21 protein-coding genes are annotated in these 23,884 nt (G+C 71.1%); 8 read left to right on the forward strand and 13 right to left on the reverse strand.

Annotated features, from left to right (window positions below):
- Positions 1–20: 20 nt before the first annotated feature.
- The 8 genes from C9J87_RS07870 to C9J87_RS07905 all read right to left on the reverse strand — a co-directional run bounded on the left by C9J87_RS07870 (position 21) and on the right by C9J87_RS07905 (position 9,211).
- A complete protein-coding gene (locus tag C9J87_RS07870; protein WP_010834431.1) occupies positions 21–800 on the reverse strand; it encodes a DUF1295 domain-containing protein in 780 nt (259 codons plus the stop codon).
- A gap of 9 nt (positions 801–809) precedes the next feature.
- The gene (locus tag C9J87_RS07875; RefSeq protein WP_107705169.1) at positions 810–2,123 is read right to left on the reverse strand and encodes an SAM-dependent methyltransferase; all 1,314 of its coding nucleotides are present in this window, start codon (positions 2,121–2,123) and stop codon (positions 810–812) included.
- Complete coding sequence (locus tag C9J87_RS07880; RefSeq protein WP_107705170.1) at positions 2,120–3,520, reverse strand: SAM-dependent methyltransferase; 1,401 nt, start codon at positions 3,518–3,520, stop codon at positions 2,120–2,122. Before C9J87_RS07880 ends, C9J87_RS07875 begins: the two co-directional genes overlap by 4 nt.
- Positions 3,517–5,583 (reverse strand): FAD-dependent oxidoreductase, encoded by a 2,067-nt coding sequence (locus C9J87_RS07885; protein WP_107705171.1) that lies wholly within the window; start codon positions 5,581–5,583, stop codon positions 3,517–3,519. The genes C9J87_RS07880 and C9J87_RS07885 overlap by 4 nt, the downstream gene beginning before the upstream one ends.
- Positions 5,580–6,275, reverse strand: a complete 696-nt coding sequence (locus tag C9J87_RS07890; protein WP_010834427.1) for an anti-sigma factor — start codon at positions 6,273–6,275, stop codon at positions 5,580–5,582. Before C9J87_RS07890 ends, C9J87_RS07885 begins: the two co-directional genes overlap by 4 nt.
- A complete protein-coding gene (sigK, locus tag C9J87_RS07895; protein ID WP_036491350.1) occupies positions 6,272–6,883 on the reverse strand; it encodes an ECF RNA polymerase sigma factor SigK in 612 nt (203 codons plus the stop codon). Before sigK ends, C9J87_RS07890 begins: the two co-directional genes overlap by 4 nt.
- Positions 6,884–6,919: 36 nt before the next feature.
- On the reverse strand, positions 6,920–7,582 hold the full coding sequence (locus tag C9J87_RS07900) for a fasciclin domain-containing protein (protein ID WP_036491348.1): 663 nt from the start codon (positions 7,580–7,582) through the stop codon (positions 6,920–6,922).
- Between the two features lie 120 nt (positions 7,583–7,702).
- Positions 7,703–9,211 (reverse strand): molybdopterin-dependent oxidoreductase, encoded by a 1,509-nt coding sequence (locus C9J87_RS07905; protein WP_107705172.1) that lies wholly within the window; start codon positions 9,209–9,211, stop codon positions 7,703–7,705.
- Positions 9,212–9,274: 63 nt separating this feature from the next.
- On the opposite strand from C9J87_RS07905, the gene C9J87_RS07910 reads away from it, so the two are divergent.
- The 7 genes from C9J87_RS07910 to C9J87_RS07940 all read left to right on the forward strand — a co-directional run bounded on the left by C9J87_RS07910 (position 9,275) and on the right by C9J87_RS07940 (position 19,206).
- Positions 9,275–10,018, forward strand: a complete 744-nt coding sequence (locus C9J87_RS07910) for an enoyl-CoA hydratase family protein (RefSeq protein ID WP_332871069.1) — start codon at positions 9,275–9,277, stop codon at positions 10,016–10,018.
- A 132-nt stretch (positions 10,019–10,150) separates the two neighbouring features.
- Entirely contained in the window at positions 10,151–12,325 is a 2,175-nt protein-coding gene (locus tag C9J87_RS07915; protein ID WP_107705174.1) for a HelD family protein, read from the forward strand.
- Positions 12,322–13,455: an acyltransferase family protein gene (locus C9J87_RS07920; protein ID WP_107705175.1), complete on the forward strand. Its 1,134-nt coding sequence runs from the start codon at positions 12,322–12,324 to the stop codon at positions 13,453–13,455. The genes C9J87_RS07915 and C9J87_RS07920 overlap by 4 nt, the downstream gene beginning before the upstream one ends.
- A gap of 150 nt (positions 13,456–13,605) precedes the next feature.
- Positions 13,606–15,519, forward strand: coding sequence for an anthranilate synthase family protein (locus C9J87_RS07925; protein WP_107705176.1), 1,914 nt, complete (start codon positions 13,606–13,608; stop codon positions 15,517–15,519).
- A gap of 89 nt (positions 15,520–15,608) precedes the next feature.
- A complete protein-coding gene (locus C9J87_RS07930; protein ID WP_157953145.1) occupies positions 15,609–17,345 on the forward strand; it encodes a sulfatase-like hydrolase/transferase in 1,737 nt (578 codons plus the stop codon).
- Between the two features lie 23 nt (positions 17,346–17,368).
- Positions 17,369–17,929 carry an anthranilate synthase component II gene (locus C9J87_RS07935; protein ID WP_107705178.1) on the forward strand — a complete coding sequence of 187 codons (561 nt, stop codon included), beginning with the start codon at positions 17,369–17,371 and terminating at the stop codon, positions 17,927–17,929.
- A complete protein-coding gene (locus C9J87_RS07940) occupies positions 17,926–19,206 on the forward strand; it encodes an anthranilate synthase component I family protein (RefSeq protein WP_107705179.1) in 1,281 nt (426 codons plus the stop codon). Before C9J87_RS07935 ends, C9J87_RS07940 begins: the two co-directional genes overlap by 4 nt.
- Positions 19,207–19,264: 58 nt before the next feature.
- Here C9J87_RS07940 and C9J87_RS07945 read toward each other — a convergent pair whose 3' ends face one another.
- The 5 genes from C9J87_RS07945 to C9J87_RS07965 all read right to left on the reverse strand — a co-directional run bounded on the left by C9J87_RS07945 (position 19,265) and on the right by C9J87_RS07965 (position 23,279).
- Complete coding sequence (locus tag C9J87_RS07945; RefSeq protein ID WP_010834415.1) at positions 19,265–20,632, reverse strand: sensor histidine kinase; 1,368 nt, start codon at positions 20,630–20,632, stop codon at positions 19,265–19,267.
- Positions 20,629–21,318 (reverse strand): response regulator transcription factor, encoded by a 690-nt coding sequence (locus C9J87_RS07950; protein ID WP_036491342.1) that lies wholly within the window; start codon positions 21,316–21,318, stop codon positions 20,629–20,631. The genes C9J87_RS07945 and C9J87_RS07950 overlap by 4 nt, the downstream gene beginning before the upstream one ends.
- A gap of 214 nt (positions 21,319–21,532) precedes the next feature.
- Positions 21,533–22,396, reverse strand: coding sequence for a fructosamine kinase family protein (locus C9J87_RS07955; RefSeq protein ID WP_010834413.1), 864 nt, complete (start codon positions 22,394–22,396; stop codon positions 21,533–21,535).
- The gene (locus tag C9J87_RS07960; protein ID WP_010834412.1) at positions 22,393–22,896 is read right to left on the reverse strand and encodes a low molecular weight protein-tyrosine-phosphatase; all 504 of its coding nucleotides are present in this window, start codon (positions 22,894–22,896) and stop codon (positions 22,393–22,395) included. The genes C9J87_RS07955 and C9J87_RS07960 overlap by 4 nt, the downstream gene beginning before the upstream one ends.
- Entirely contained in the window at positions 22,893–23,279 is a 387-nt protein-coding gene (locus C9J87_RS07965; RefSeq protein ID WP_010834411.1) for a phage holin family protein, read from the reverse strand. Before C9J87_RS07965 ends, C9J87_RS07960 begins: the two co-directional genes overlap by 4 nt.
- A 55-nt stretch (positions 23,280–23,334) precedes the next feature.
- Here C9J87_RS07965 and C9J87_RS07970 point away from each other — a divergent pair, with 55 nt between their 5' ends.
- A complete protein-coding gene (locus tag C9J87_RS07970) occupies positions 23,335–23,883 on the forward strand; it encodes a VanZ family protein (protein ID WP_010834410.1) in 549 nt (182 codons plus the stop codon).
- Position 23,884 lies beyond the last annotated feature (1 nt).

Consider the following 23,884-nt stretch of genomic DNA (forward strand, 5'->3'; position numbering starts at 1 on the left):
GGAGTGCGGCGGCCGCGTGATCAGCCGCGGGGCGGCAGCGGCACGAGCATCGAGGTCCGCGCGGCGTACTCCGGATAACCCGGTCGCTGCATCATCGTCCGCTCGAGCAGCCGCGCCCCGGTGGCGAAGGCCAGGAAGTAGGTCATCGCGAGCGGCGCCACGATCGTGAGCAGGCCGGGCAGCCAGCCGAGCGACAACGCCCCGGCCAGCCAGATGCCCCACCAGACGCACGCGTCGCCGAAGTAGTTGGGGTGGCGCGTGTAGCGCCACAGGCCGGTCTGCATGACCGGCGGCTTCTCGTCGCGGGGCAGCCGCTTGTACGCCGCCAGCTGCGCGTCGCCCACGGCCTCGAACACCAGGCCGACCAGCCACACGACCACACCGACGGCGACCAGCCACGGCCAGCGGACGTCGTACGCCGCCGCGGTCATGAGCGGCAGGGAGACGACGAACACCGCGAGCCCCTGGACCACGAAGACCTTGCCGATCACCGTGGCGAACCCGGCGTCGCCGATCAGCGCGGCATAGCGCGGGTCCTCGCCGTGGCCGCGCGAGCGACGGTGGATGTGCAGGGCCAGCCGCGTGCCCCAGATCGTGACCAGGACCGCGAGCAGGGCCGAGAGCCACTGTCCGGAGACGACCGCCAGCACGACGGCGACGGCGACGAACGCCAGTCCCCAGACGACGTCGACCACCGAGACGCGGCCCACCCGCCAGCTGACCCACGCGGCAAGCCCCATCGCCACGATGCAGATCAGCAGATCGATACCAGCAGCGGCGAGCATGGTGAGGTCACCCATGAAGGGCTCTCACCAGGCGCGCTTCGCCGGCAGCGTGTGGACCGCGCCCGGGCGCACCATGAGGATCTGGTCGACCCCCATGCGCCCGTCCCGGAAGGCCATCGAGCCGCCGACGAGGTAGAGCCGCCACACCCGCACGACCTCCTCGCCGACCAGCTCGGTGAGCCGTGGCAGGTTGGTCTCGAAGCGCTCGAGCCACCCTGCCACCGTCTGCACGTAGTGCTCGCGCAGGCCGTGCACGTCGCGCACCTCGAGACCCCCGTGCTCCAGGTGCGCGACTGTCTCGCCCACCGGTCGCATGTGCATGTCGGGGGCGATGAACGACTCGATGAAGGGACCGCCGCCGGGGTGGCGACCGCCCTGCCTGCCGGAGCGCGACATCTGCTGGACCAGCACCCGACCGCCCGGCTTGACCGCGCGGCGCAGCACGTCGACGTACGTCGGGTAGTTGGCCTCGCCGACGTGCTCACCCATCTCCAGGGAGCCGACGGCGTCGAAGTGGTCCTTCTCGGGGACCGAGCGGTAGTCCTGCAGGCGGATCTCGACCCGGTCACCCAGACCGCGCTCGGCGATCCGGGCATCGATGAACTTCTTCTGCTCGGCCGCGATCGTCACGCCGGTGACCTGGGCGCCGAAGTGCTCCGCCGCGTGCAGGGACAGCGAGCCCCAGCCGCAGCCGACGTCCAACATCCGCATGCCGGGCTCGAGACCGAGCTTGCGGCAGACCAGGTCGAGCTTGGCGCGCTGCGCCTGCTCGAGGGTGGCGTCCGGGGTCTCGTGGTAGCCGCAGCTGTAGGCCATGGCCGGGTCGAGGACCAGGGAGTAGAACTCGTTGCTCAGGTCGTAGTGGTGGCTGATCGCGCGGCGGTCGCGGATCGCGCTGTGCAGGCGACCCTTGACGCGCGCCTGGCTCGCGGGCAGCTTCGGCGGGAGGCCGAGCACGCCCAGGCCGGCGGCTGCGCGCAGGGCGTTGACGAAGGCGCCCGGCGATCGGCGTACGCCCGCAAGACCGCGCTCCTGGCCGACGGCGAACGCGTGGGTCAGGACGGAGTCGAGGTCCCAGCCGTCCTGCGCGGGGACGTCGAGGTCGCCGGTGACGTAGGCCTGTGCGGCGCCGAGCTCGCCCGGGTGCCACAGCAGGCGGCGCAGTGCGTCGGGGGAGCGGAGCACGACCAGCGGGGCGTCGGCGGGCCCGGCGACGGAGCCGTCCCACACCTGCAGGCGCACCGGGAGGTCGCCGCCGATGAAGGGACGCGCGGCCTCGGCCAGCCGCTGCGCGATGCCGGCCCGGGTCAGGGTGGGCCGCGCGGTGGTCGTCGTCATCGGGCGCCTCCCTTGGTGAACGTCAGCTGCTGGACGTTGATGTAGCCGCTGGCGAAGCCGGCGCGGGAGTAGGCGAGGTAGAAGTGCCACATCCGCATGAACTGGTCGTCGAAGCCGAGCGCGAGCACCTCGTCGCGGCGCGCGAGGAACAGCTCGTCCCAGCGCCGCAGGGTCTCGGCGTAGTGGCTGCCGAACTCCAGCAGCCCGGTGCGACGCAGGGCGGTCTGGGCGGAGGTGATCTCGTCGATGACCCGCACGCTGGGCAGGAAGCCACCGGGGAAGACGTACTTGTTGATCCACGTCTGGGTGCCGCGGGTGGCGAGCATCCGGTCGTGCGGCATCGTGATCGCCTGGATCGCGACGCGCCCGCCCGGCGCGAGAGCGTGGTCGATGGTCTGGAAGTAGGTGCCCCAGAACTCGTGGCCCACGGCCTCGATCATCTCCACGCTGAGGATCGCGTCGTACGCCGCCGCGAACTCCGGCGCCGAGAGCGCGCGGTAGTCCAGCAGCTCGATCCGGACCAGGTCGCTGAGGCCGGCGTCGGCGACGCGCCGCTCGGCGAGCTCGAGCTGCTCGACCGACAGGGTGATCGAGTGGACGTGCGCACCGCGGCGCGCTGCGCGGATCGCCAGCTCACCCCAGCCGGTGCCGATCTCCAGGACCCGGCTGCCCGCGGTCACGGCGGCCTCGTCGAGGAGACGCTCGATCTTGCGCGCCTGTGCCTCGGCGAAGTCGGGACTGTGGACGAGCGCTGTCGCGGCAGCTGCGTTGTCGGTGGTCGCTGGTGGAGTGGCGACCAGGTGGTCCGGACCGTCGGGCCCGGCGACGAAGGAGGTGGTGAACAGGGCGGACGAATAGCTCAATGTCTCGTCGAGGAAGAGCGCGAAGAGCTCGTTCGACAAGTCGTAGTGATGGGCGATGTTGGCCTGGCTGTTGTCCTCGGTGCTCCGCTGGTGGCTCGGGGTCCGGTGGGTGACGAAGGCGCGCGCCCGTTGCAGCGACTCGGGGATCAGGGTCGCGATCCGGGCCGCCGGCACGGTCAGGAAGGCGGCCAGGTCGTCGGTGTCCCAGGCGCCGGTGAGGTAGGCCTCGCCGAAGCCGATGAGCCCGTCCCGGCCGACGCGTGCGTAGAACTCCTCGGGACGGTGGATCACCATCCGCGGACCACCGCGGCCGAAGGTGCGCCCGATGCCGCGGCTGTTGGGCGCCTCCTCGACGAGCACGTCGAGGCGGCGGATCGCGGCGGCGAACAGCCGGCGCGCGACGGCTGCCGACACGGTCGTGCGCGGGCCGGTGCGCACCGGCTCGAGGCCGGGGTGCCGGGAGCTCGGCTCGTCGGCCCGGTGGGTCGGGGTGTGCTGGGGCGTGTGGGCGGGGTTGTTGGCCAGGTCCGTCATCGGACACCTTCTTCGGGCTGCAGGGTGGCGGCGGAGTGGGCACGCTCGTCCACGAGTGGCTGGTGGTGGGCCGGTCGGGGGTGGATCGGGAGCCGGCGAGCCCACAGCCAGATGCCGTGGAGCCGGATCAGGGCGCTGCCGCGCAGGGCAGCACCGGCGGATCGCCAGGCACCGGCCCAGCGACCGCGTCCGTCCTGCGCCGACTCGACGCGCTCGCCGGTGACGCTCGCTGCGAAGGGCGAGCCGTCGTCGGTGTGCAGGGTGACGGCGATGTCGAGGCGGGTGTTCGGGACGGGGATCGCGAGCTCGTAGTGGCCGTCGACGCCGTGGAACGGCGAGACGTACATCGCCTTGTCGGTCCGGGCTCGGCCCTGGCCGTCGGGCCGGACGAGGTAGGCGTGCCGGTCGCCGTACGTGTTGTGCACCTCGACCACCGCTGCCGCCTGCGCGCCCGTGGCGTCGAAGCACCAGAAGACGGAGATGGGGTTGAAGCAGTAGCCCAGCGAGCGGGGGTTGGCGGCCATCACGATCTGGCCGCCGGTGACGTCGATGTCGTGCAGCGCGAGGAACTCCTCGACGTTGGCGCGGATCGACGACGTCGGCGAGCCCAGGTGGTCGCGCGCCTCGAACCGGGCGAGCGGGCCGCGGTCGGGCAGGTCGTCGAGGTCGACCAGCCACAGGTGGGAGCGGTTCTCGAAGGTGCGCTTGAAGGGTGTGCGCCGGGTGTGCCGGACCGTGGTGCGGAACAGGCCGGGCTCGACCGGTTGGACGGAGGTGGCTTGTGCGACGGGCCACGTGAGCCCGAGCCGGGTCGCGGCCGCCAGGCCGGAGCGCGCGCCGTCCTCGTGGAATCCCCAGCCGTGGTAGGCGCCGGCGAAGGCGACCCGGTCGGTGTCGATCGAGGGCAGTCGTCGCTGCGCGGCCACCGACTCGGGGGTGTAGAGCGGGTGCTCGTACTCCATCCGCTCGATCACCGACGCCGGGTCGACGAGGTGCTCGCCGCCGAGCGTGACGAGGTAGTGGGTCGACGTGGGCAGGCGCTGAAGGCGGGTCAGGTCGTAGGTGACGGTGACCTGGCCGGTGGGCGTGGCCGGACGCTGGAAGTTCCAGCTCGATCGGGCGTTGACCGCCTGGGGCAGCAGCGAGGTGTCGGTGTGCAGCAGGGCGGTGTTGGCGGAGTAGGGCAGCGCGCCCAGCACCTCGGACTGCGCCCGGCTCGGCGACTCCAGCATCGTCAGGGCCTGGGAAGGGTGCGTGGCGACGACGACCGCGTCGAAGGAGTGCACGCGGCCGTTGCCGTCGGTGACCTCGACCCCGTCGGGCAGCTCGCACACCGAGGTGATCTTGGTGCCGGTGCGCACCGACTGCAGGTGGGTGGCGACGGCGGCGACGTACGTCCCCGAACCGCCGGTGACCGTGCGCCACTCGGGGGAACCGAAGACGCCGAGCATGCCGTGGTGCTCGAGGAAGGTGAAGAGGTAGCGGGCGGGGTAGTCGAGCGAGGTCTCGGGATCGCAGGACCACACGGCCGCGACCAGGGGCTCCATGAAGTGCCGCACGAAGTGGGCGGAGAAGCCGCCCGCGTCGAGGAACTCCCGCAGGGTCTGGTCGTCGACCCGAGATCCCGGATCCGCAGCCGCGGCGAGGACCTTGCGTGCCTGCCGGTGGAACCGCGGGATCTCCGCCAGCATCCGCCAGTGGGTCGCCGAGGTCAGGGCCGAGCGGGTCGGGAAGAGCCCGCGGGCGCCCAGGGCGCCGGCGTACTCCACGCCCGAGCCCTGGTCGGAGACCGACAGCGACATCTCGGAGGGCTGGGTGGCGATGTCGAGCTCGGCGAACAGGCGCAGCAGCGTGGGATAGGTCCGGCGGTTGTGCACGATGAAGCCGGTGTCGATGCGCAGCTCGCCGTCGGGGGACTCGACGACGTGGGTGTCGGCGTGACCGCCCAGGCGGTCGTCGGCCTCGAACAGCGTCACGTGGGCGGTGCGCGAGGCGACGTACGCAGCGGTCAGGCCAGCGACACCGGAGCCGATGACTCCGATGTGCCGGGGCGAGGCGGTCATGTCGCTTGGGAGAAGTCGAAGAGTGCGACGGGCGGGAGGTTGGGCTTCTCGGAGCCACCGGCGGGCTCGATCGTCACACCGGCGGCGCTGGCGGTCGCTGCGTCACCGTCCAGGACGATCTCCTCGGTGCCGCCCTCCATCAAGCCGGCAGAGACCATGTCGCCGCGCTGCTGCAGCCACAGCTGGTAGGTCTGGCCGCTCGGCGCCGGCGCCATGTCCTCGGTGCGGATGACGGCCTTGTGCAGCGACTTGGACCGCGTGACGGTGGCTCGACCCTTGTCGCCGAGGTCGATGCTCACCGACTGGGCGTCGGGAGCGCGGAGAACCTGCTCGGCGACGGTCAGCGATGGGTTGTCCGACGGGGTCCATGGCTGCCAGACAGCAGCAGCCAGGCCGAGGACGGCGACGATGGACGCGGCGACCAGGAGGGGAAACCAGGCAGCACGCCGAGAGGGTGCCACGATCGGAGGGAGCGGCCGGACGTGGGTGATGCCGGTCAGGACGGAGGCGCGCAGCGAGGGAGGCGGGGTGACGGCGACGGAATCGGCCAGCAGCGCGGCGGTCTCCCGCAGGGAGGCCACCTCGTCGCGGCAGTCCTCGCACTCGGCGAGGTGGCGTTCGAACGCTGCTCGTTCGAGGTCGTCGACCGCGTCGAGGGCGTAGGCGCCCGTGAGCTTGTGAATGTCGCTCATGACCCAACTCCCATCGCATCGCGCAGCCGGATGAGTCCATCCCGGATGCGGGTCTTGGCGGTGCCGACAGGAACGTCGAGCATCGTTGCCACTTCTGTGTGTGTGTAGCCCCCGAAGAAGGCAAGCTCCACGGCTTCTCGTTGTACGGCGGTGAGCCCGGCGACTGCTCCGCGGACCCGCTGGGCTTCCAGCGAGGCGTGGGCGGCTTCGAGCGTTGAATCGTGTTCCACGGGTCGGCTCTCACGGTGGTATGTCGAATCGCGGGCCGTGGAGGCCTCGGCCGAGCGGACCCGGTCGACTGCCTTGCGGTGCACGATCGTCAACAGCCAGCCGATGGCGCTCCCCCGAGTGGGATCGAAGCGACTGCTGGTTCGCCACGCGTCGAGGAACGCCTCCTGGAGGACTTCCTCAGCGTGAGCGGGGTTGCGGACCACCCGAAGCGCCAGGCCGTAGGCCCGGGCCGAGGTGGCGTCGTACAGCTCAGCGAAGGCGGCCTCGTCGCCGCGGCTTGACCGCTGCATCAAGAAGGCGAGCCGTGCTGCTGCGTCCCCCGACGGGGCACCCTCTGGTGAGGATGCCCCGCCGGGCACGGACTTCAAGTGGTCCACGTGACAGATCCTTGCTGAGTGTCGGTTATCCGACAATCACATCTGGGGCATCATGACGGTGTCGATGACGTACACCGTCGCGTTGGCGGTCTGGATGTTGCCGCAGATGATGTTGGCCTTCTCCTCCTTGTCGGCGGTGAACGCCTCGCCCGAGCCCTTGACGACGAGCTTGTCGTTGTTGAGGGTGTCGAACTTGCCGGCCAGGTTGTCCGGCGTGATGGTCTCGCCAACGACGTGGTGCGTCAGGATCGCCGTCAGGGTCTCCTTGTCGGCCAGCACGGCGTCGAGGGTCTTCTTGTCGATCTTGGCGAACGCGTCGTCGGTCGGGGCGAAGACGGTGATGCCCTCGGCCGAGTTGAGCGTGTCGACGAGACCGGCCTCGGTCACGGCGGCGACCAGGGTCTTGAGGAGCGGGTTGCCGGAGGCGGCGGTGGCGACCGGCTCGGTGGCCATGCCCTCGAAGGAGCCCGGGTCGGACGGGTCGGTCGGGATCGCGGCGCAACCCTCACCGAACGTGCCGGCACCGGCGTCGGAGGCGGGCTCGGTCTCTTCGGTGGTGGGCTCCTCGGAAGCGGTCTCCGAGGTCGTCTCGGAGGCGGAACCGGAGGTGGGCTCCTCGTCGGCGCCACAGGCAGCCATACCGAGGGACAGCGTCAGAGCCATGGCGGCCAGACCGGAAGTGCGGGCAATGCGGTTCATGGGGAACTGCCTTTCGTGAGGGGCTTCCAGAGCGGGTGGCCCCGGGAGTTTGTTTCCGGAGGGTGTTCGTTGCCTCGATCGAGGCGGATTGGTGCGTATTTGAAAACTTTTGCCGCCGGCTCAGCCGACGTTGACCGCGATCTGCTGGATGCCGCTGGAGCCCTCGGGGAAGGGGCTCATGCGCGCAGCGGTCTGCAGCTCGCCGTCCTTGTTGGTCGCCCGGCAGGCCAGGAAGTGCTGGCCGGGCTTGGCGTCCCACTCGAGGTACCACTGGCGCCAGTAGTCGTTGCCGGCGTCCGCACCGAGCGTCGCGGTCTGCCACGCGCCGCCGTCGACGCTGACCTCGACCTTGTCGATGCCGACGTGCTGCGCCCAGGCGACACCGCCGATGAACAGGCGTCCGGGGTCGTTGTTGGACAACGGCTTCGGGGTGTCGATCCGGCTGGAGATCTTGATCGGGGCATCGGTGGCCCACTCGCGCTCGGTCCAGTAGGCCTGCTCGGCGTCGTAGGTCGTGAGCGTCATCTTGGTGATCCACTTGCAGGCGCTGACGAAGCCGTAGAGGCCGGGCACGACCATCCGGACCGGGAAGCCGTTCTCCCGCGGGAGCGGCTCGCCGTTCATGCCGAAGACGATCATTGCGTCGCGACCGTCGGTGGCGACGCCGAGCGGGGTCGAGATGGTCATCCCGTCCACGTCGGTCGACAGGATCTGGTCGGCCGACGTGTTGTCGATGCCGGCGAGGTCGAGCACGTCGGTGAGGCGTACACCGAGCCAGCGGGCGGCTCCGATGTAGGGCCCGCCGACGTCGTTGGAGACACAGGTCATGGTGATGTCGCGCTCGATGACCTCGAGGTCGTAGAGGTCGGCCAGCGTGAGCGTGACCTGCTTGTCGACGTCACCGTCGATGGTCAGCGTCCAGGACTCGGCGTCCACGATCGGCAGCGAGAGGCGGGTGTCGACGCGGTAGAAGTCCGCGGTCGGCGTCCGGAACGGGGAGATCCCGGGGACCTTCTGCTCCAGCCCGGTCGGCAGGGGCTTCTCCAGCCCGGTCGCCTTGGGTAGCTCGATGTCGGTGCCCTTGAGGCGGTACGACGCCACGAACCGTCCGGCGCTGCCGAACGCCGCAGCGGCGACCGCCAGGCCGCCGGCCGCGATCAGGACGCCACGTCGGGTGGGCCCGGACACGGCCTCTCCGGTGCCGGCCTCCTCGAGCCGGTGCAGCCACCACAGGGCGACGGCTCCGACGACGGCGGCGACGACGCTCGGCAGCAGGTCCAGCGGACCGGCGGTGGGCCGGAGCATCGCCAGCACGCCGGCGAGGGCGGCCAGGCCGACGATCATCAGCAGCCCGAGGGTGATGCGGCGCGCGGCGACGATGCCGGCGATCCCCGCCAGCACCAGGACGCCGAGCATGACCGAGCCGATGAGGATCGGCTTGTCGGCGGTCCCGAAGTTCTTGATCGCCCACTCCTTGACCGGGGTGGGGGTCAGGTCGATCACCGTCGATCCGACGGCGAGGACGGGCGAGGCCGCCGGGACGGTCAGGGCCGCCACGAGGTGAGCGGCCGCGACACCGGCGAGGGTGGCGAGGACGCCGAACAGGGCGTGGAGCAGACGTGTCAGCACATCGGGTGTTCGGCGCCGTGCCCTGCGCGGATTGGATGGGTGGCCTGAGGCAGGATGCGGGGCATGGAACTCGTGCACTACGTCGTCGACGGCCCGCTCGCCACGATCACCCTCGACTCTCCGCACAACCGCAACGCGTTGTCGAAGCAGCTCGTCACCGAGCTCTTCGGGCACCTGCAGGCAGCGGCAGCCGACGACGAGGTCAGGGTCGTCCTGATCACCTCGTCCGGGAAGGTCTTCTGCTCGGGCGCCGACCTCTCCGAGGCCACGGCCGACGGCATGGAGGAGGGCGCTCGCCGCATCGTCGAGCTGCAGCGCCTCATCGTGTCGATGGACAAGCCCGTCGTGGTGCGGGCGTACGGCGCCGTGCGGGCCGGCGGGATCGGGATCGTCGCCGCCGCGGACATCGCGGTGGCCAACGAGTCCGCGACGTTCGCGCTGACCGAGGTGAAGCTCGGTCTGGCCGCGGCGATCATCAGCCTGACCGTGCACCACCGGATGGACCCCCGCGCGGCCGCGCTGACCACGCTCGGCGGCGAGGTCTTCTCCGGCGCCGACGCAGCGGCGTACGGGCTGGTGACGACGGCCGTGCCGGACGATGCGATCGACGAGCGGGTCGCCGAGCTCTGCCGGTCGCTGGCGACGGGTGCCCCCCAGGGCCTGCGCGAGTCGAAGCGGATCCTCAACGCCGACCTCATCGCCCGCATCGATGCGAAGGGCGCCGAGATGGCTGCCCTCTCGGCCCGGCTCTTCGCCTCCGACGAGGCGCGCGAGTCGATGACGGCCTTCCTGAGCCGCAAGAAGTAACGCGGCTCACGCGCACCACCCGCAGTGCCGCGGGAAGTCGGCGCAGGCAGGCCTGAGTCGGTAGTCTTGATCTTCTGTCGTTTTGATGAGCGGCACTAGTGGCGTGCGCGAGGAAGACTGGGGGATGTCCGGGTGAGTGATCAGCTCGTGGAGCGCGAGATCGCGGTCGAGCAGGCGTATATCGATCGGGTCTACGTGCAGCTCGAGGCGAGCGCGAAGAACGCCCAGCAGCTCGCCAAGGAAGGCCACGAGCGCGGCAAGCTCGAGCACGAGGGCGGCCTTGTCGAGCGCGACGCGATGGTCTTCCAGGCGGCCAAGCGGATCGCCCAGCTCGACGCCGCGCACGAGGGCCTGGTCTTCGGGCGCCTCGACCTCGACCCCGAGATCGACCGGGAGCCGCGCTACATCGGCCGCATCGGCCTGCGCGACGCCGACCGCGACACCCTGCTCATCGACTGGCGCGCCCCGGCGGCCTCTGTGTTCTACCAGGCGACCGCTGCCGAGCCGCAGGGCGTGATCCGCCGCCGCGTGCTGAGCGCCGAGCACCGCACCGTCGTCGGCGTCGAGGACGAGCTGCTCGACACGAACGCCGAGACCGACCTCCCCATCATCGGCGAGGGCGCCCTGATGGCCCAGCTCGGCCGCGCCCGCGACCGCTCCATGCACTCCATCGTCGCCACCATCCAGGCCGAGCAGGACAAGGCGATCCGCGCGCCCGGCAAGGGCGTCGTGTCGATCTCCGGCGGCCCCGGCACCGGCAAGACCGTCGTCGCGCTGCACCGCGCGGCCTTCCTGCTCTACTCCGACCGTCGCCGCTACGAGTCCGGCGGCGTGCTCGTCGTCGGCCCCAGCGGCGTCTTCATGCGCTACATCGAGCGGGTCCTGCCCAGCCTCGGCGAGACCGCCGTCGCGCTGCGCAGCCTCGGCGAGGTCGTCGACGGGCTGCGGGCCACGCGCCACGACGAGCCCGCGGTCGCCGACATCAAGGGTTCGGCGCGGATGGCGGAGGTGCTGCGCCGTACGGCCCGGCAGCAGGTGCCCGGCAGCTCGGCCGACTTCGACTTCTTCTGGCGCGACGACCGTCTCAAGCTCGACCGCGCGACGCTGGGGCGCGTACGCCGCCAGCTGATGTCGCAGGGACGCCGCAACCGGCAGCTGCCGCGCGTGGCCAACGCCCTGCTCGACGCGCTGTGGCGCCAGGTCCGTGGCGAGCGCGGTCGCGAGCAGGGCCGGGAGTACTTCAACTCCGAGCTGCTCTCCGACCAGCGCTTCGTCGACTTCGCGACCGCCTGGTGGCCGCCGCTCGACGCGCCGACGGTGCTGTCGTGGCTGCACGACCCGGAGTTCCTGCACCGCGTCTCCGACGGGATCCTCACCCCCGAGGAGCAGCGCCTGCTCACGAAGTCCTGGTCCGACGGGCTCTCCGTGGAGGACGTCCCGCTGATCGACGAGCTGCGCTACGCCCTCGGCGACGTGCCGCTCAGGACCGATGCCGACCACGACCGCGACGACACCCTCACCGCGCTCGAGGGCGGGGTCGACCTGCAGGAGCTGACGACCGCCGCGGACCGGGAGTACGCCCCCTCCGGTCGCGCCTGGGCGCCGCCGACCCACCGGATCGAGGACGACGGCTATGCCCACGTCCTGATCGACGAGGCGCAGGACCTCACTCCGATGCAGTGGCGGATGGTCGGTCGCCGCGGCCGCACCGCGAGCTGGACGATCGTCGGCGACCCCGCGCAGTCGTCGTGGCCGATCCCGGCCGAGTCGGCCGCCGCCCGCGCCGAGGCGCTCGAGGGCAAGCAGACCCACGAGTTCCACCTCTCGACCAACTACCGCAACTCGGCCGAGATCTACGAGTTCGCCGCCGCCTACGCGCAGCGGGTCGGACTCGGCGCCGACCTGCCCGACGCCGTACGCCGCACCGGGACCCCGCCACGTGAGGTCTCGGCCACCGACCTGGAGGCCCAGGTCCGCGAGGAGGTGCTCGCGGTCGCGGGCCAGGTCTCCGGCACCGTCGGCATCGTGGTCCCGGTCGCCCGGCGCTCCGAGGTCAACGGCTGGCTCGCGTCGTGGCCCGAGCTGGCGTCCGACGCCGCCGGGGCTCGTGCGGCGATCGACTCGTCGGTCACCCCGAGCGGCGAGGACCGCGTCGTGGTGCTCACCGGCCTCGACACCAAGGGTCTCGAGTTCGACGCCATCGTGGTCGTGCGTCCGCAGGAGATCGAGGACGAGTCGGTCACAGGTCGGGCGACGCTCTACGTCGTGCTCACCCGCGCGACGCAGCTCCTGGTGACGGTGTCGTGAGCGCACTGCCCGCGCCGACGTCGGCGCACCCGGGTCCCGTCACGGCCGCGGAGCGCCGCTCCAACAACTTCGACGCGCTGCGCCTGATCGGCGCCCTGCTGGTGGTGCTCGGCCACGGCTATGCGCTGCTGGGCCGCCAGGGCGACGTCCCGGTGGTCCTGGGCTACCAGCTCCAGACCATCGGCGTGATGATCTTCTTCGCGATCAGCGGTTACCTCATCACCGCGAGCTGGAGCCGGACCCGCAACCCGGTCACCTATGCGCTGGCGCGCTGCCTGCGGATCTTCCCGGCCCTGATCGTGGTGGTACTGGTGACCGCCCTGGTCATCGGCCCCCTGGTGACGACGCTGCCGCGGGGGGAGTACTTCGACAACCCCGGCACGGCGACGTACATCGTCAACAACATCAAGCTGCTGGTGACCTTCCCGCTGCCCGGTGTGTGGGAGGACCTCCCCTACGCGACGGCGGTCAACGGCTCGCTGTGGACGCTGTTCGTGGAGTTCCTCTGCTACGCCGCGGTGCCGTTCCTGTTCGTCTTCCCGCGCTTCGTGCGTCCGCTGGGCGCCCTCGTCGTCCTCGCCGTCGTGATCCACCTGGCCGAGGTGCCTCAGCACGAATCGCCGGTGTTCTGGGGCGTGCGGCTCCGCGACGCGGCCGGCCTGTGGGCCTTCTTCGCGGGCGGCGCGCTGCTGCGCCTGGCCGGTCAGCGCTTCTCGTGGTTCCGCTTCCGCACCGACATCGCGGTCGCCGGCACGGCAGTCCTGTTCCTGGTCGACGAGGTGGCGCCCGGGCTCGCGCTCGAGGTCGCCTCGGTGGTCGTCCCCTACGTCGTCCTGACGATCGGGCTCGCGCGCACGCCGTACATCGCGCAGAGCGCCCGCTTCGGTGACTTCTCCTACGGCCTCTACCTCTGGGCGTTCCCGGTCCAGCAGCTCGTCGTCGACGTGTTCGGCGTGCAGCGGATGTCGGTCAACCTGCTGATGGTCGTGACCGTCACGCTGGCCCTGGCGGCGCTGTCCTGGCACCTCGTCGAGAAGCCGTCGATGAGGCTGAAGGACCTGATCGTCCGGCGCACCACTCGGCGTACGGCGCCAGCGACTGCACCCGAGCGTGAGCCGGTCTCCGCCTGACGGCTCCTCCATGACTCGAGTAGGTAACTGGTTACCTACCTGGAGACTGGCCCCGCTCACGCGGGCACGCGTCAAGCTCACCAGTTCAGCGGAACCTCAGCCCTGAGATGGGGCGAAGTCGAGAGCCCAGCGCCAACTAGGGTTTCGGCCATGACTGCCGCCGCTTACGTCCGCGCCCTCCTGGAGCAGGTCCAGGGGCAGGAGGCGTGGGCGGTGATCCGGCGCAAGGCCGCACCCACGGCCGGCATCATCGGCGGCACGCGCAGCGAGGTCGACTCGATCCTCGACATCCCGCTCGAGGAGGGTGTCCCCGAGCCGGGCCGCAGCGCCGACCGCCTCGTCGCCGTCCCCTTCCGCCAGATCGCCGAGCGCGGCTTCGACGTGATCGACGACGGCACCCCGCTCGTGGTCGTCGACATCACCGAGGAGCACGAGGTCGGTGTCGACGACCTGATCGACGCGCTCCCCGACGTACCCGTCGAGTTCTCCGACCGCGGCGGCTTCGGCGTGGACGACGACGACTACGCCACCATCGTCGAGCGGATCATCCTTGACGAGATCGGCCAGGGCGAGGGCGCCAACCTCGTCATCGGCCGGCACTACCGCGCCGTCGTCGCCGACTGGGACGTCGAGCGCGCGCTCACCGTCTTCCGGCGGCTGCTCGTGCGTGAGCGCGGGGCATACTGGACCTTCATCTTCTTCACCGGCGACCGGTTCCTGATCGGGGCGAGCCCGGAGCGGCACGTGTCGGTGATGGGCGGCGACGTGCGGATGAACCCGATCTCGGGGACGTTCCGCGTCGGCCAGAGCAGTGGTCCCGACGAGCTGAAGAGCCGGCTGCTCGACTTCCTCGGCGACGAGAAGGAGATCTACGAGCTCTTCATGGTCGTCGACGAAGAGCTCAAGATGATGTGCGACATCTGCCACGAGGGCGGCCAGGTGCTCGGCCCGTTCCTGAAGCCGATGACCCACCTCGTGCACTCCGAGTACCTCCTCGCCGGGCGCAGCGAGCGCGACCCCCGCGAGATCCTGCGCGACACGATGTTCGCCGCCACGGTCACCGGCGCCCCGGTCGAGAACGCCTGCCGGCTGATCAGCCGCTACGAGACCGAGGGCCGCGGCTACTACGGCTCGGCGCTGGCGCTCTTCGGCCGTGACCGGCAGGGCAACCCGACGATGGACAGCCCGATCCTGATCCGCACCGCCGACGTCTCGCCCGACGGGCACCTGAAGGTGACAGCCGGGGCCACCCTGGTGCGCGACAGCGATGCGGCCTACGAGGTGGCCGAGACGCACGCGAAGGCGGGCGGCATCCTCAGCGCCTTCGGCCTGGTGCCGGTCGCGACCGTCGACAGCGACGCGATCGCGGCGCTGGCCCGCGACGAGGACGTCCTGCTCGCGCTCGGGACGCGCAACCAGCGGCTGAGCCGCTTCTGGCTGACCGACCAGGAGGGCGCGCCGCCGGACCCGACGCTGAAGGGCAAGAGCGCCGTCATCCTGCACGGCGAGGACGACTTCGTGAACATGCTGCGCCACGTGCTCGGCGTCTTCGGCATGTCCTCGACCGTGGTGCGGCACGAGGACTACGCGACGGGTGCCTTCGACGGCGCCGACCTGGTGATCGTCGGCCCCGGTCCGGGCGACCCGCGCGACGGCACGCACCCCAAGATCGCGGCGTTCCGCGGCGCCGTGGACGACCTGCTCGCGAGCGGACAGCCGTTCCTCGCGGTGTGCCTCGGCCACCAGACGCTGTGCGAGCGCCTCGGCATCCCGCTCGCGTTCAAGGACATCGTCTTCCAGGGCACCCAGTCGCCGATCCCCTACCGCGGTCGCACCGAGCGGGTCGGCTTCTACAACACCTTCGTCGGCCGGGTGACGGACCCGAGCGCGCTGCCCGACGGCGTCACCGTCGAGCGCGACGAGGAGTCCGGCGACGTCCACCTCGTGGCCGGACCGCACTACCGCGGCATCCAGTTCCACGCGGAGTCGATCCTCACCGAGCACGGCTACGACCTGCTGCACGACCTCGTGCAGGCCCTCGTCGGGGATTCTGCACTGAACTAGTAGCCTTATCGGATTCGTGCGTCGAGCAACGAATTCCCGGCCCCATGCGTCACCATGGGTGGGCACATCATCACTGGACGGGGGAGTCCTTGCAGTTCGTACGACGATCGGTTGCTGCCGCCTGTCTGCTCGCGGTCAGCGCCTGCGGCGGGGTCGCCAGCGGGACCACGGAGACCACCGACACGCTCACCGGCCCCAGCGCCGACGCCACGGCCGTCCAGGTCGAGGCGGTCGTCGCCGAGCCGCAGACGGTCGACAAGGCCGGACGGAGGTCGAAGCGGCCCAACATCGTGCTCGTCCTGATGGACGACTTCTCGATGGACCTCGTCCAGACGATGCGGTCCGTGCGCGACATGCGCCGCCGCGGTGCGGACTACTCCCACGCCTTCGTCGTCGACTCGCTGTGCTGCGTGTCGCGCTCCAGCCTGTTCACCGGGCAGTACCCCCACCAGACCGGGGTCCGCACCAACACCTCCGGCACAGCCAGCGGAATGCCGCTCGGCGGCTGGCCCGCCTTCGAGGGCAACGGCAACCCCGCTCGCTCGTTCAACGTCGCGCTGCAGCAGGCCGGCTACACCACCGGCTTCGTCGGCAAGTACCTCAACGAGTACGAGTGGGCGCCCGGCCGCGCGGTGCCGCCGGCGCCCCCCGGCTGGTCGGAGCTCAACGTCGTCTTCGGCTCCGCCTACGACGGCTGGGGCTTCGCCTCCACCACGCTGAACGACGGCCGCCTCCAGATCCGCCAGCACGACGCGCCGCCGCTGTCCGCGCCGATGGCCGTGCGAGACCGCGCCTATGCGGGCAGCGTGATCGAGCGCTACGCGCTGGGCTTCATCAAGCGCCACCAGGCCGGCGCAGCGCCGTACTTCCTCAAGGTGGCGCCGTACGCGCCGCACAACCGCACGAACCCCGAACCGCACTACCCCGGCGACCCGGTCTTCCCGCCGATGTTCCGCGACCGTCCCCACGACGGCAAGCCGGGCAACTGCGGCCGCGTGGCCTGCGCCGAGCTGACGACGCGCGACCTGCCCGGCTTCGGTGACAGTCGCAAGGACAACCACCCGCTGACCGCCAAGGGCAAGCGCACCAAGCAGTGGAACACCCGGCCCAACCCGTTCCGCGCGGCCGTCAGCGTCAACGACCTGCGCAACCGCGCGATGATGGCGCAGTCGGTCGACCGCACGGTCCGCAAGATCCTGCGCACGGTCGACGACAACACCTATGTCGTGTTCACCTCCGACAACGGCTTCCACCTCGGCCAGAACGGCCTGGGCCGCGGCAAGGGCACCGCCTACGACACCGACGTGCACGTGCCGCTCCTGGTCGTGGGCCCCGGCGTCGTGAAGGGCCGTCGCGCCGAGCTCACCTCGAACATCGACCTCGCGCCGACCTTCGAGGAGCTCGCGGGCCTCGCGCCCCAGCCCTACCGCTTCGGCGCCTCGCTGGTCCCGACGTTCGCCGACCCCGCTGTGGTGCGCCGCAACCACGTCTTTTTCGAGCACACCGCGCAGGCGCTGACGAAGAAGGACCCCGACTCCGCGCTCACCGGTGACGAGCTCGACCGGATCCCGTCCTACGTCGCCGTACGAAGCCGCACGGGTTTGCTGATCCGCTACGACTTCGACAACGCGCCCGACCGGACCGACCACGGCTACGAGTTCTATCCCTACAAGAACCGGGTCTGGGAGAAGACGAACTCCTTCGCCAAGCCGCGCTACGCCGCCGAGGTCAAGTCGCTGCGCCAGAAGCTGAAGGACTTCGACCTCTGCGCCGCCCAGGTCGGCAACGAGGCCGTCGCCGCCACCTGCCGCGGCATCACGTCGTAGCCCGACCCACTAGCGTTCGGCCTGTGCCGCCGGACGTGATCGTGGTCGACCACCACGACTCCTACACCTGGAACCTCGTGCACCTCGTCGCAGGTGTCACGGGTTCCGTGCCGCGGGTCGTGCAGCACGACGCGGTCAGCGCGGGCGACGTGCTGTCCCACTCCCACGTGATCCTCTCGCCCGGGCCCGGCCACCCGGCGAACCCCGCCGACTTCGCGGTCGGGCGCGAGGTGCTGCTCGCCGGCACGGTCCCGGTGCTGGGCGTGTGCCTCGGCCTGCAGGGCCTGGTGACGGCGTACGGCGGTGTCGTCTCGCGCGTCGAACCGGCGCACGGCGACGTGGCGGTCGTCCGGCACGACGGAGCAGGTGTCTTCGCCGGCCTGCCGCCGACGTTCGAGGCAGTGCGCTACCACTCCCTGGCGGCGACGACCCTGCCGTCGTCCCTGGTCGCGACGGCGTGGTCGGCCGACGGCGTGGTGATGGGCGTGCGCCACCGCTCGCTGCCGCTCGAGGGCGTGCAGTTCCATCCCGAGTCGATCCTGTCCTCCTGCGGCGCCGAGCTGATCGCGAACTTCCTCGCATGAGTGACCCGATCGACTTCTTCGCGCAGGTCGCCGCCGAGCACCCGCGCTGCTTCTGGCTCGACGGCGGCGGCGCGCGCGAGTGGTCGGGGCAGCGCTCGCTGATCGGTTGGCTCGACGAGGACGACGTGTCCCTGACCTACGCCGCCTCCTCCGGGCTGGTCACCCGGCACGCCGGCGCTCGCTCCGAGGTCGTGGGCGACGACGTGTTCGCCGTACTCGAAGAGACGATGGCTCCGGGCGAGCAGTGGTTCGGCTACTTCGGCTATGCCTGCCGCCCCGACCTCCCCGCCCGCCCCGACCCCGCCCTGCCCGACGCCGTGTGGATGCGGGCGCGGCATGTGCGGATCTTCGAGCACGGGCCCCTGCAGGAGTCCCCGCCTAAGCGGGGACTCCTGCACGGGTTGGCCGTTGCAACACCCAAGAAGCGCGAAACTTCCCCCACCAGTCCGCCGCGTTCGTACGCCGCTGGGTTCGTCGACGTCCAGGAGCAGCTGCGCGCCGGCAACTCCTACGAGGTCAATCTGACCTACCGGCTGGCCCGGCGAGACTCCGTCACCCCGGCGGAGGCCTACCTCCGGCTGCGCGAGGTCAACCCAGCGCCGTACGCCGGGTTCCTGCAGCACGACGTCGAGGGCCACCGCGCCTGGCTGCTGTCCTCCAGCCCCGAGCGCTATGCGCTGATCACCCCCGACCGGACGCTGCAGACGAAGCCGATCAAGGGCACCACGCCCCGCGGCTCGACGGCCGCCGAGGACGACGCGCTGCGGACCAGCCTGGCCACCGACCCCAAGACCCGCGCCGAGAACCTGATGATCGTCGACCTTCTCCGCAACGACCTGGCGACGGTGTGCGAGGTCGGGTCGGTCGAGGTGCCGGCGCTGATGCAGGTCGAGAGCTACGAGTCGGTGCACCAGCTCGTCTCGACGGTCAGCGGCCGGTTGCGCGACGACGTGTCGACGGTGGGGGCGCTGCGGGCGCTCTTCCCCGCGGGCTCGATGACGGGCGCGCCCAAGCTGCGGACGATGGAGATCATCGACGAGGTCGAGGAGACGGCGCGCGGGGTCTATGCCGGTGCCTTCGGCTGGATCAGCGGCGACGGGCCGGCCGACCTCGGGGTGGTGATCCGCTCGCTGACGACCGCGGGTGACGGGAGCTGGACCCTCGGCACGGGTGGCGGGATCACCGTCCGGTCCGACCTCGAGGACGAGTGGGCCGAGTCGCGCTGGAAGGCGGAGCGGTTGCTGTCGGTTTTCGACCAGGATGCGGCGGTCGAGTAGCCCCGAGTCGGCGTCCCGGCCGTGCTCGCGAAACTGTCCGGACGCTGACGCGCCCGGGTCAGTTTCGCTCGGGAATCGACAGCGAGACGCGGGTGCCGCCGCCGGGCGCTTCGCCGACCACGACGCGACCACCGTGCTGGTCGACGACCTGGCGCACGATCGCCAGCCCGAGTCCCGAGCCCGGCATCGAGCGCGACTCGTCGGAGCGCCAGAACCGTTCGAAGACGTGCGGAAGGTCGGCCTCGCTGATCCCCGGTCCCTGGTCGTCCACGGTCAGCACGCCGGAGGCGAGCCGCACGGTGATCGTCCCGCCGGCAGGGCTCCACTTCGCGGCGTTGTCGAGCACGTTGGTGATCGCGCGCTCGAGACCGGTCGCGTCGCCCTGCGCGGTCCACGGCTCGAGGCGTACGTCGAAGTCGACCCCCGCAGCGCGGCGACGCACGCGCGTCACGGCGCGGTCCGCCACCTCGGCCAGGTCGAGGGTGGTGATGGAGGCCTCGGGCTGCTCCTCGCGGGCGAGCATGACGAGGTCGCCGACGAGGGTGGTCAGCTCCTCGATCTGGCCGCGGACGTCGTCGAGCAGCTCGCGGCGGGCCTCGACGGGGAAAGCCGTGTGGTTGTCGGCGCCGTCGGCCTGGGCGAGCAGGTCGAGGTTGGTGCGCAGCGAGGTGAGCGGGGTGCGCAGCTCGTGGCTCGCGTCGGCCACCAGCCGTCGTTGCCGGTCGCGGGACGCGGCGAGGGCGCCGAGCATCTGGTTGAAGGCGGTGGCGAGCCGGGCGATCTCGTCGTCGCCCTCGACCGGCAGCGGGCGCAGGTCCTCGTGGACGGCGTTCTTCTCGACGGACTGGGTCAGGCGGCGTACGGGCCGGAGGCCGTTGGTCGCGACCGCCCAGCCGGACAGCGCCGCGGCGAGGATGCCGAGCACGCCCGAGACCAGCATGACGGTGCCGAGCTTGCGCAGCGTGCGGTCCTGCGACTCCAGCGCCTGCGCGAGCACCAGCGCCTGACCGCTGCCGGCGGGCACGGTGGCGACGCGGTAGCGCGCGCCGCCGTCGTCGAGCACGGTCCTGATCGAGGACGGCGACTGGCCGGATGCCACCTTCAGCTCGGGCCGGCCGAGCTGGAACGTCGGCAGGTTGTCGGCCGAGCGCACGCCCCGCTCAGCGGTGATGAAGATGACCCGGACGTCGGCCGCACCCAGCATCCAGGCCGGCACGTCCTGCGCGGTCGCCTGGGACAGGGCTGTCGACTCGGCGGCCAGGTGGGCCCGGTTGAGCAGCGACTCGTCGAGGGACGACTGCAGCTGCATCCGCATCACCATGAACGCGCCCAGCGCCATCGCCGCGATCGACGCCGCGACGGCCAGCGTGGTCAGCAGCGCCACCCGGGAGGCGAGTGAGCGCCGGTAGTGCCAGCGCTCGCTCATGCTTCCTTCAGGACGTAACCGACGCCGCGCACGGTGTGGATCAGCCGCGGCTCGCCCTCGGCCTCGGTCTTGCGACGGAGGTAGCCGACGTAGACCTCGAGCGAGTTGGCGCTGGTCGGGAAGTCGTAGCCCCACACCTCCTCGAGGATGAACGAGCGCTCCAGCACCCGTCGCGGTCGCCGCAGGAACATCTCGAGCAGGGTGAACTCGGTGCGCGTCAGCTCGATGCTGCGCTGCCCGCGGCGTACGTCGCGCGACCCGATGTCCATCGACAGGTCGGCGAACGCCAGCGTCTCGTCCTCGTCACCGGGCACGATCCGGCGCAGCAGGGCGCGCAGCCGGGCGAGCAGCTCCTGGAGGGCGAAGGGCTTGGTGAGGTAGTCGTCGGCCCCGGCGTCGAGGCCCTCCACCCGGTCGCCGACGGCGTCACGGGCGGTGAGGACCAGGACGGGTACGTCGTTGCCGGTCGCTCGCAGCGCCCGGGTCGTCTCGATCCCGTCGAGCCGCGGCATCATCACGTCCATCACGACCACGTCGGGGTGGGTGGTGCCCAGGGTGGCCAGTGCCTCCGCACCGTCGGCGGCCAGCGACACGTCATAGCCGTTGAACTCGAGCGAGCGGCGCAACGATTCGCGCACGGCCTTGTCGTCGTCGACGACGAGCACGCGGGGACGGGACTGGGGCACGCGCCAAGGATGCCAGCAGTGCCTGAGGGTGGGCTGAGCAAGCGCGTTCCCTGTCGCGGGAACCGCGATGGACTTCCACTCGCTCGAGTGAAAGTTCAGGTGGAGCTGACCGTGGCTCCGCGTGAACTCTGATGAACTTCCACCTGCTCGAGTGGAACTTCACCCGAGGGCGATCGATCAGGGAAGCGAGCAGGGCTGCGGCCGAGAGAACGACTCAGACGAAGCGCGCAGCGACGGTGGCCGCGCGGGCGCCGTACCCGCCACCGAACATGCACGCGTGCACCAGCAGCGGGAAGAGCTGGTGGAGCGGGAGCCGGTCCTCCCAGCCGTCAGCCAGGGGGAATGCCTCGGTGTAGGCCTGCATCACCCGGGGAAGGTGGGGCAGCCCGAAGAGGTGCAGCATCGCGAGGTCGGCCTCGCGGTGGCCGCCGTGGGCCGCGGGGTCGATCGCGTGGACGACGCCGTCGACGCCCCACAGGCAGTTGCCGTTCCACAGGTCGCCGTGCAGCCGCGCGGGCGCCTCGTCGGGGATCAGCGAGGACAGCCGGCCGATGACCGACTCGATCGTGGCTGCCTCGCCGTCGGTGACCGCACCGCGGTCGCGAGCGAGCTTGAGGTAGGGCAGCACGCGGCGTACGGCATAGAACTCGGGCCAGGTCGCGCACGCCTTGTTGGGCATCGGGAGGCGGCCGATGAATCCGTCGCGTGGGGCGCCGTACGCCGATGCGCCGGCGCGGTGGGTGGCCGCGAGCGCTGTCCCGAAGCTGATCGCGGCCTCGGGCTGGTGCTTGGGGGTCGGCTCGATCCAGGCGAGGATGACGCAGTCGCCGTCGGCGGCCAGCACCTCGGGGACGGGCACGCCCCCGGGCGCCGAGGCCAGCCAGCGCAGCCCGGTCGCCTCGGCCTCGAAGAACCCCGCGGGGGCGTGGGCGAGGGTCTTCATCAGCGCCGTCTGGCCGTTGGAGAGACGCAGCCGGGTGGCGGTGGCGATGTCACCGCCGGCCACCGGGGCGGTCGACACCACGGACGTGCCGAGGAGCTCCTCGGCACGCTTCGCGACCAGCGGCTGGCGGGTCATGAGGACGAGAGGGCTCGCTCGATGTGGGGGACCAGGGCACGGCACGTGCGCTCGATCATGTCCAGCACCTCCTCGAAGCCATCCCTGCCACCGTAGTAGGGGTCTGGTACTTCCACACCCGGAGCTTGCGGATCGAAGTCGCCGAAGAGCCGGACGCGGTCCGCGTCGCCGAGCCGGGCCAGGTCGCTGCGGTGGGTCTCGTCCATGGCGAGCAGCACGTCGTCGCGGCCGAACCAGTGGCCCGCGACCTGCTGCGCGCGGTGCAGCGAGGGGTCGTAGCCCCGCGCCGACAGGGCGGACGCGGAGCGCGGGTCCATCGGGTTGCCGACGTGCCAGTCGCCGATGCCGCCCGACACCACCGTCACCCGGTCGGACAGGCCGGCGTCGGTGAGCAGCGAGGCGAGGACGACGTCGGCGCTCGGGGAGCGGCAGATGTTGCCCGAGCAGATGAAGGCGACGCGGTAGCGACCCGGCTCGTGGGGCGCCGGCAGGGAGGTCACTCGTCGCCCACGACGGCGTCGACGCCCCAGGTGACGATGGTGACGATGATGGCGCCGATGACGGCCGCGAGGAACCCGTCGACCGTGAAGCCCAGGTCGAAGGCCTCGGCGATCCTGCCCGCCAGGAGCAGCATCAGTCCGTTGATGACGAGCAGGAAGAGCCCCAGCGTCAGCAGCGTGATCGGGAACGAGAGCACCTTGAGGACCGGCCGGATGAAGGTGTTGACCAGCGTCAGGATCAGCGCGACGCCCAGCAGCGGGAGCAGCTTCTCCTGCACCTCGGCCGAACCGTTGCTCGGTCCGGTGAAGCGGATGTCGGCCAGCAGCCACGCGGCCACGGCCAGCCCGGCGGCGTACGCAAGGAGCTTGAGGAGGAAACCCATGCTCGTCAGCGTAGGGGGCAGGTCGTCTCGACACCCCGCTCGATAACCTCGACGGGTGGTGACGATCGGCGGGACGGGCGTGATGTTGCTGGCCTCGCTGGCCAGCCTCGGAGTCTTCGCGCTCGTCGCCTGGGGGCTGAGCCGCCGCCTCGGTTGGGTCACCGCGATCGCCCTCGCGGGCTGTGCCTGGACGGTCGTCGTGCTCGGCATCCTCACGCTGCTGCCGGCGCAGTGGGGCACCGGCGTCGTGCCCGCCGAGTCGCGCGCGGACACCTGCTCCCTGGACTACGGCGGCCCGGCACCCGACGGGTTCTGGATCCTGCCCGGCAGCCAGCGGCTGCTCAACATCGCGGTCTTCGTGCCGGCCGGCGCGCTGTGGGTGCTCGGCGTCGCGCGCTGGCGCCTCGGCTGGCTGCTGGCGCCCGCGGGCCTCGTGCTGCTCGGGCTCTACAGCGTGGCGATCGAGCTGATGCAGCTCGCGCTGGCGCGCATCGACCGCGCCTGCGACGTCACCGACGTGGTCGACAACGTCACCGGTGCCCTGATCGGCGGCGGGATCGGGATCGTCCTCGCCCTCGTGCTGCGACCGTGGCGCCGGCGCTAAC

The organism is Nocardioides allogilvus, assembly GCF_003047285.1.
Lineage (GTDB): Bacteria > Actinomycetota > Actinomycetes > Propionibacteriales > Nocardioidaceae > Nocardioides > Nocardioides allogilvus.

Coding starts and splice junctions, on each gene's coding strand:
- C9J87_RS07875 (WP_107705169.1), bottom strand. CDS start 2,123: ATGACGACGACCACCGCGCGGCCCACCCTGACCCGGGCCGGCATCGCG.
- C9J87_RS07880 (WP_107705170.1), bottom strand. CDS start 3,520: ATGACGGACCTGGCCAACAACCCCGCCCACACGCCCCAGCACACCCCG.
- C9J87_RS07940 (WP_107705179.1), top strand. CDS start 17,926: ATGAGTGACCCGATCGACTTCTTCGCGCAGGTCGCCGCCGAGCACCCG.
- C9J87_RS07900 (WP_036491348.1), bottom strand. CDS start 7,582: ATGAACCGCATTGCCCGCACTTCCGGTCTGGCCGCCATGGCTCTGACG.
- C9J87_RS07965 (WP_010834411.1), bottom strand. CDS start 23,279: ATGGGTTTCCTCCTCAAGCTCCTTGCGTACGCCGCCGGGCTGGCCGTG.
- C9J87_RS07925 (WP_107705176.1), top strand. CDS start 13,606: ATGACTGCCGCCGCTTACGTCCGCGCCCTCCTGGAGCAGGTCCAGGGG.
- C9J87_RS07890 (WP_010834427.1), bottom strand. CDS start 6,275: ATGAGCGACATTCACAAGCTCACGGGCGCCTACGCCCTCGACGCGGTC.
- C9J87_RS07910 (WP_332871069.1), top strand. CDS start 9,275: ATGGAACTCGTGCACTACGTCGTCGACGGCCCGCTCGCCACGATCACC.
- C9J87_RS07945 (WP_010834415.1), bottom strand. CDS start 20,632: ATGAGCGAGCGCTGGCACTACCGGCGCTCACTCGCCTCCCGGGTGGCG.
- C9J87_RS07885 (WP_107705171.1), bottom strand. CDS start 5,583: ATGACCGCCTCGCCCCGGCACATCGGAGTCATCGGCTCCGGTGTCGCT.
- C9J87_RS07870 (WP_010834431.1), bottom strand. CDS start 800: ATGGGTGACCTCACCATGCTCGCCGCTGCTGGTATCGATCTGCTGATC.
- C9J87_RS07955 (WP_010834413.1), bottom strand. CDS start 22,396: ATGACCCGCCAGCCGCTGGTCGCGAAGCGTGCCGAGGAGCTCCTCGGC.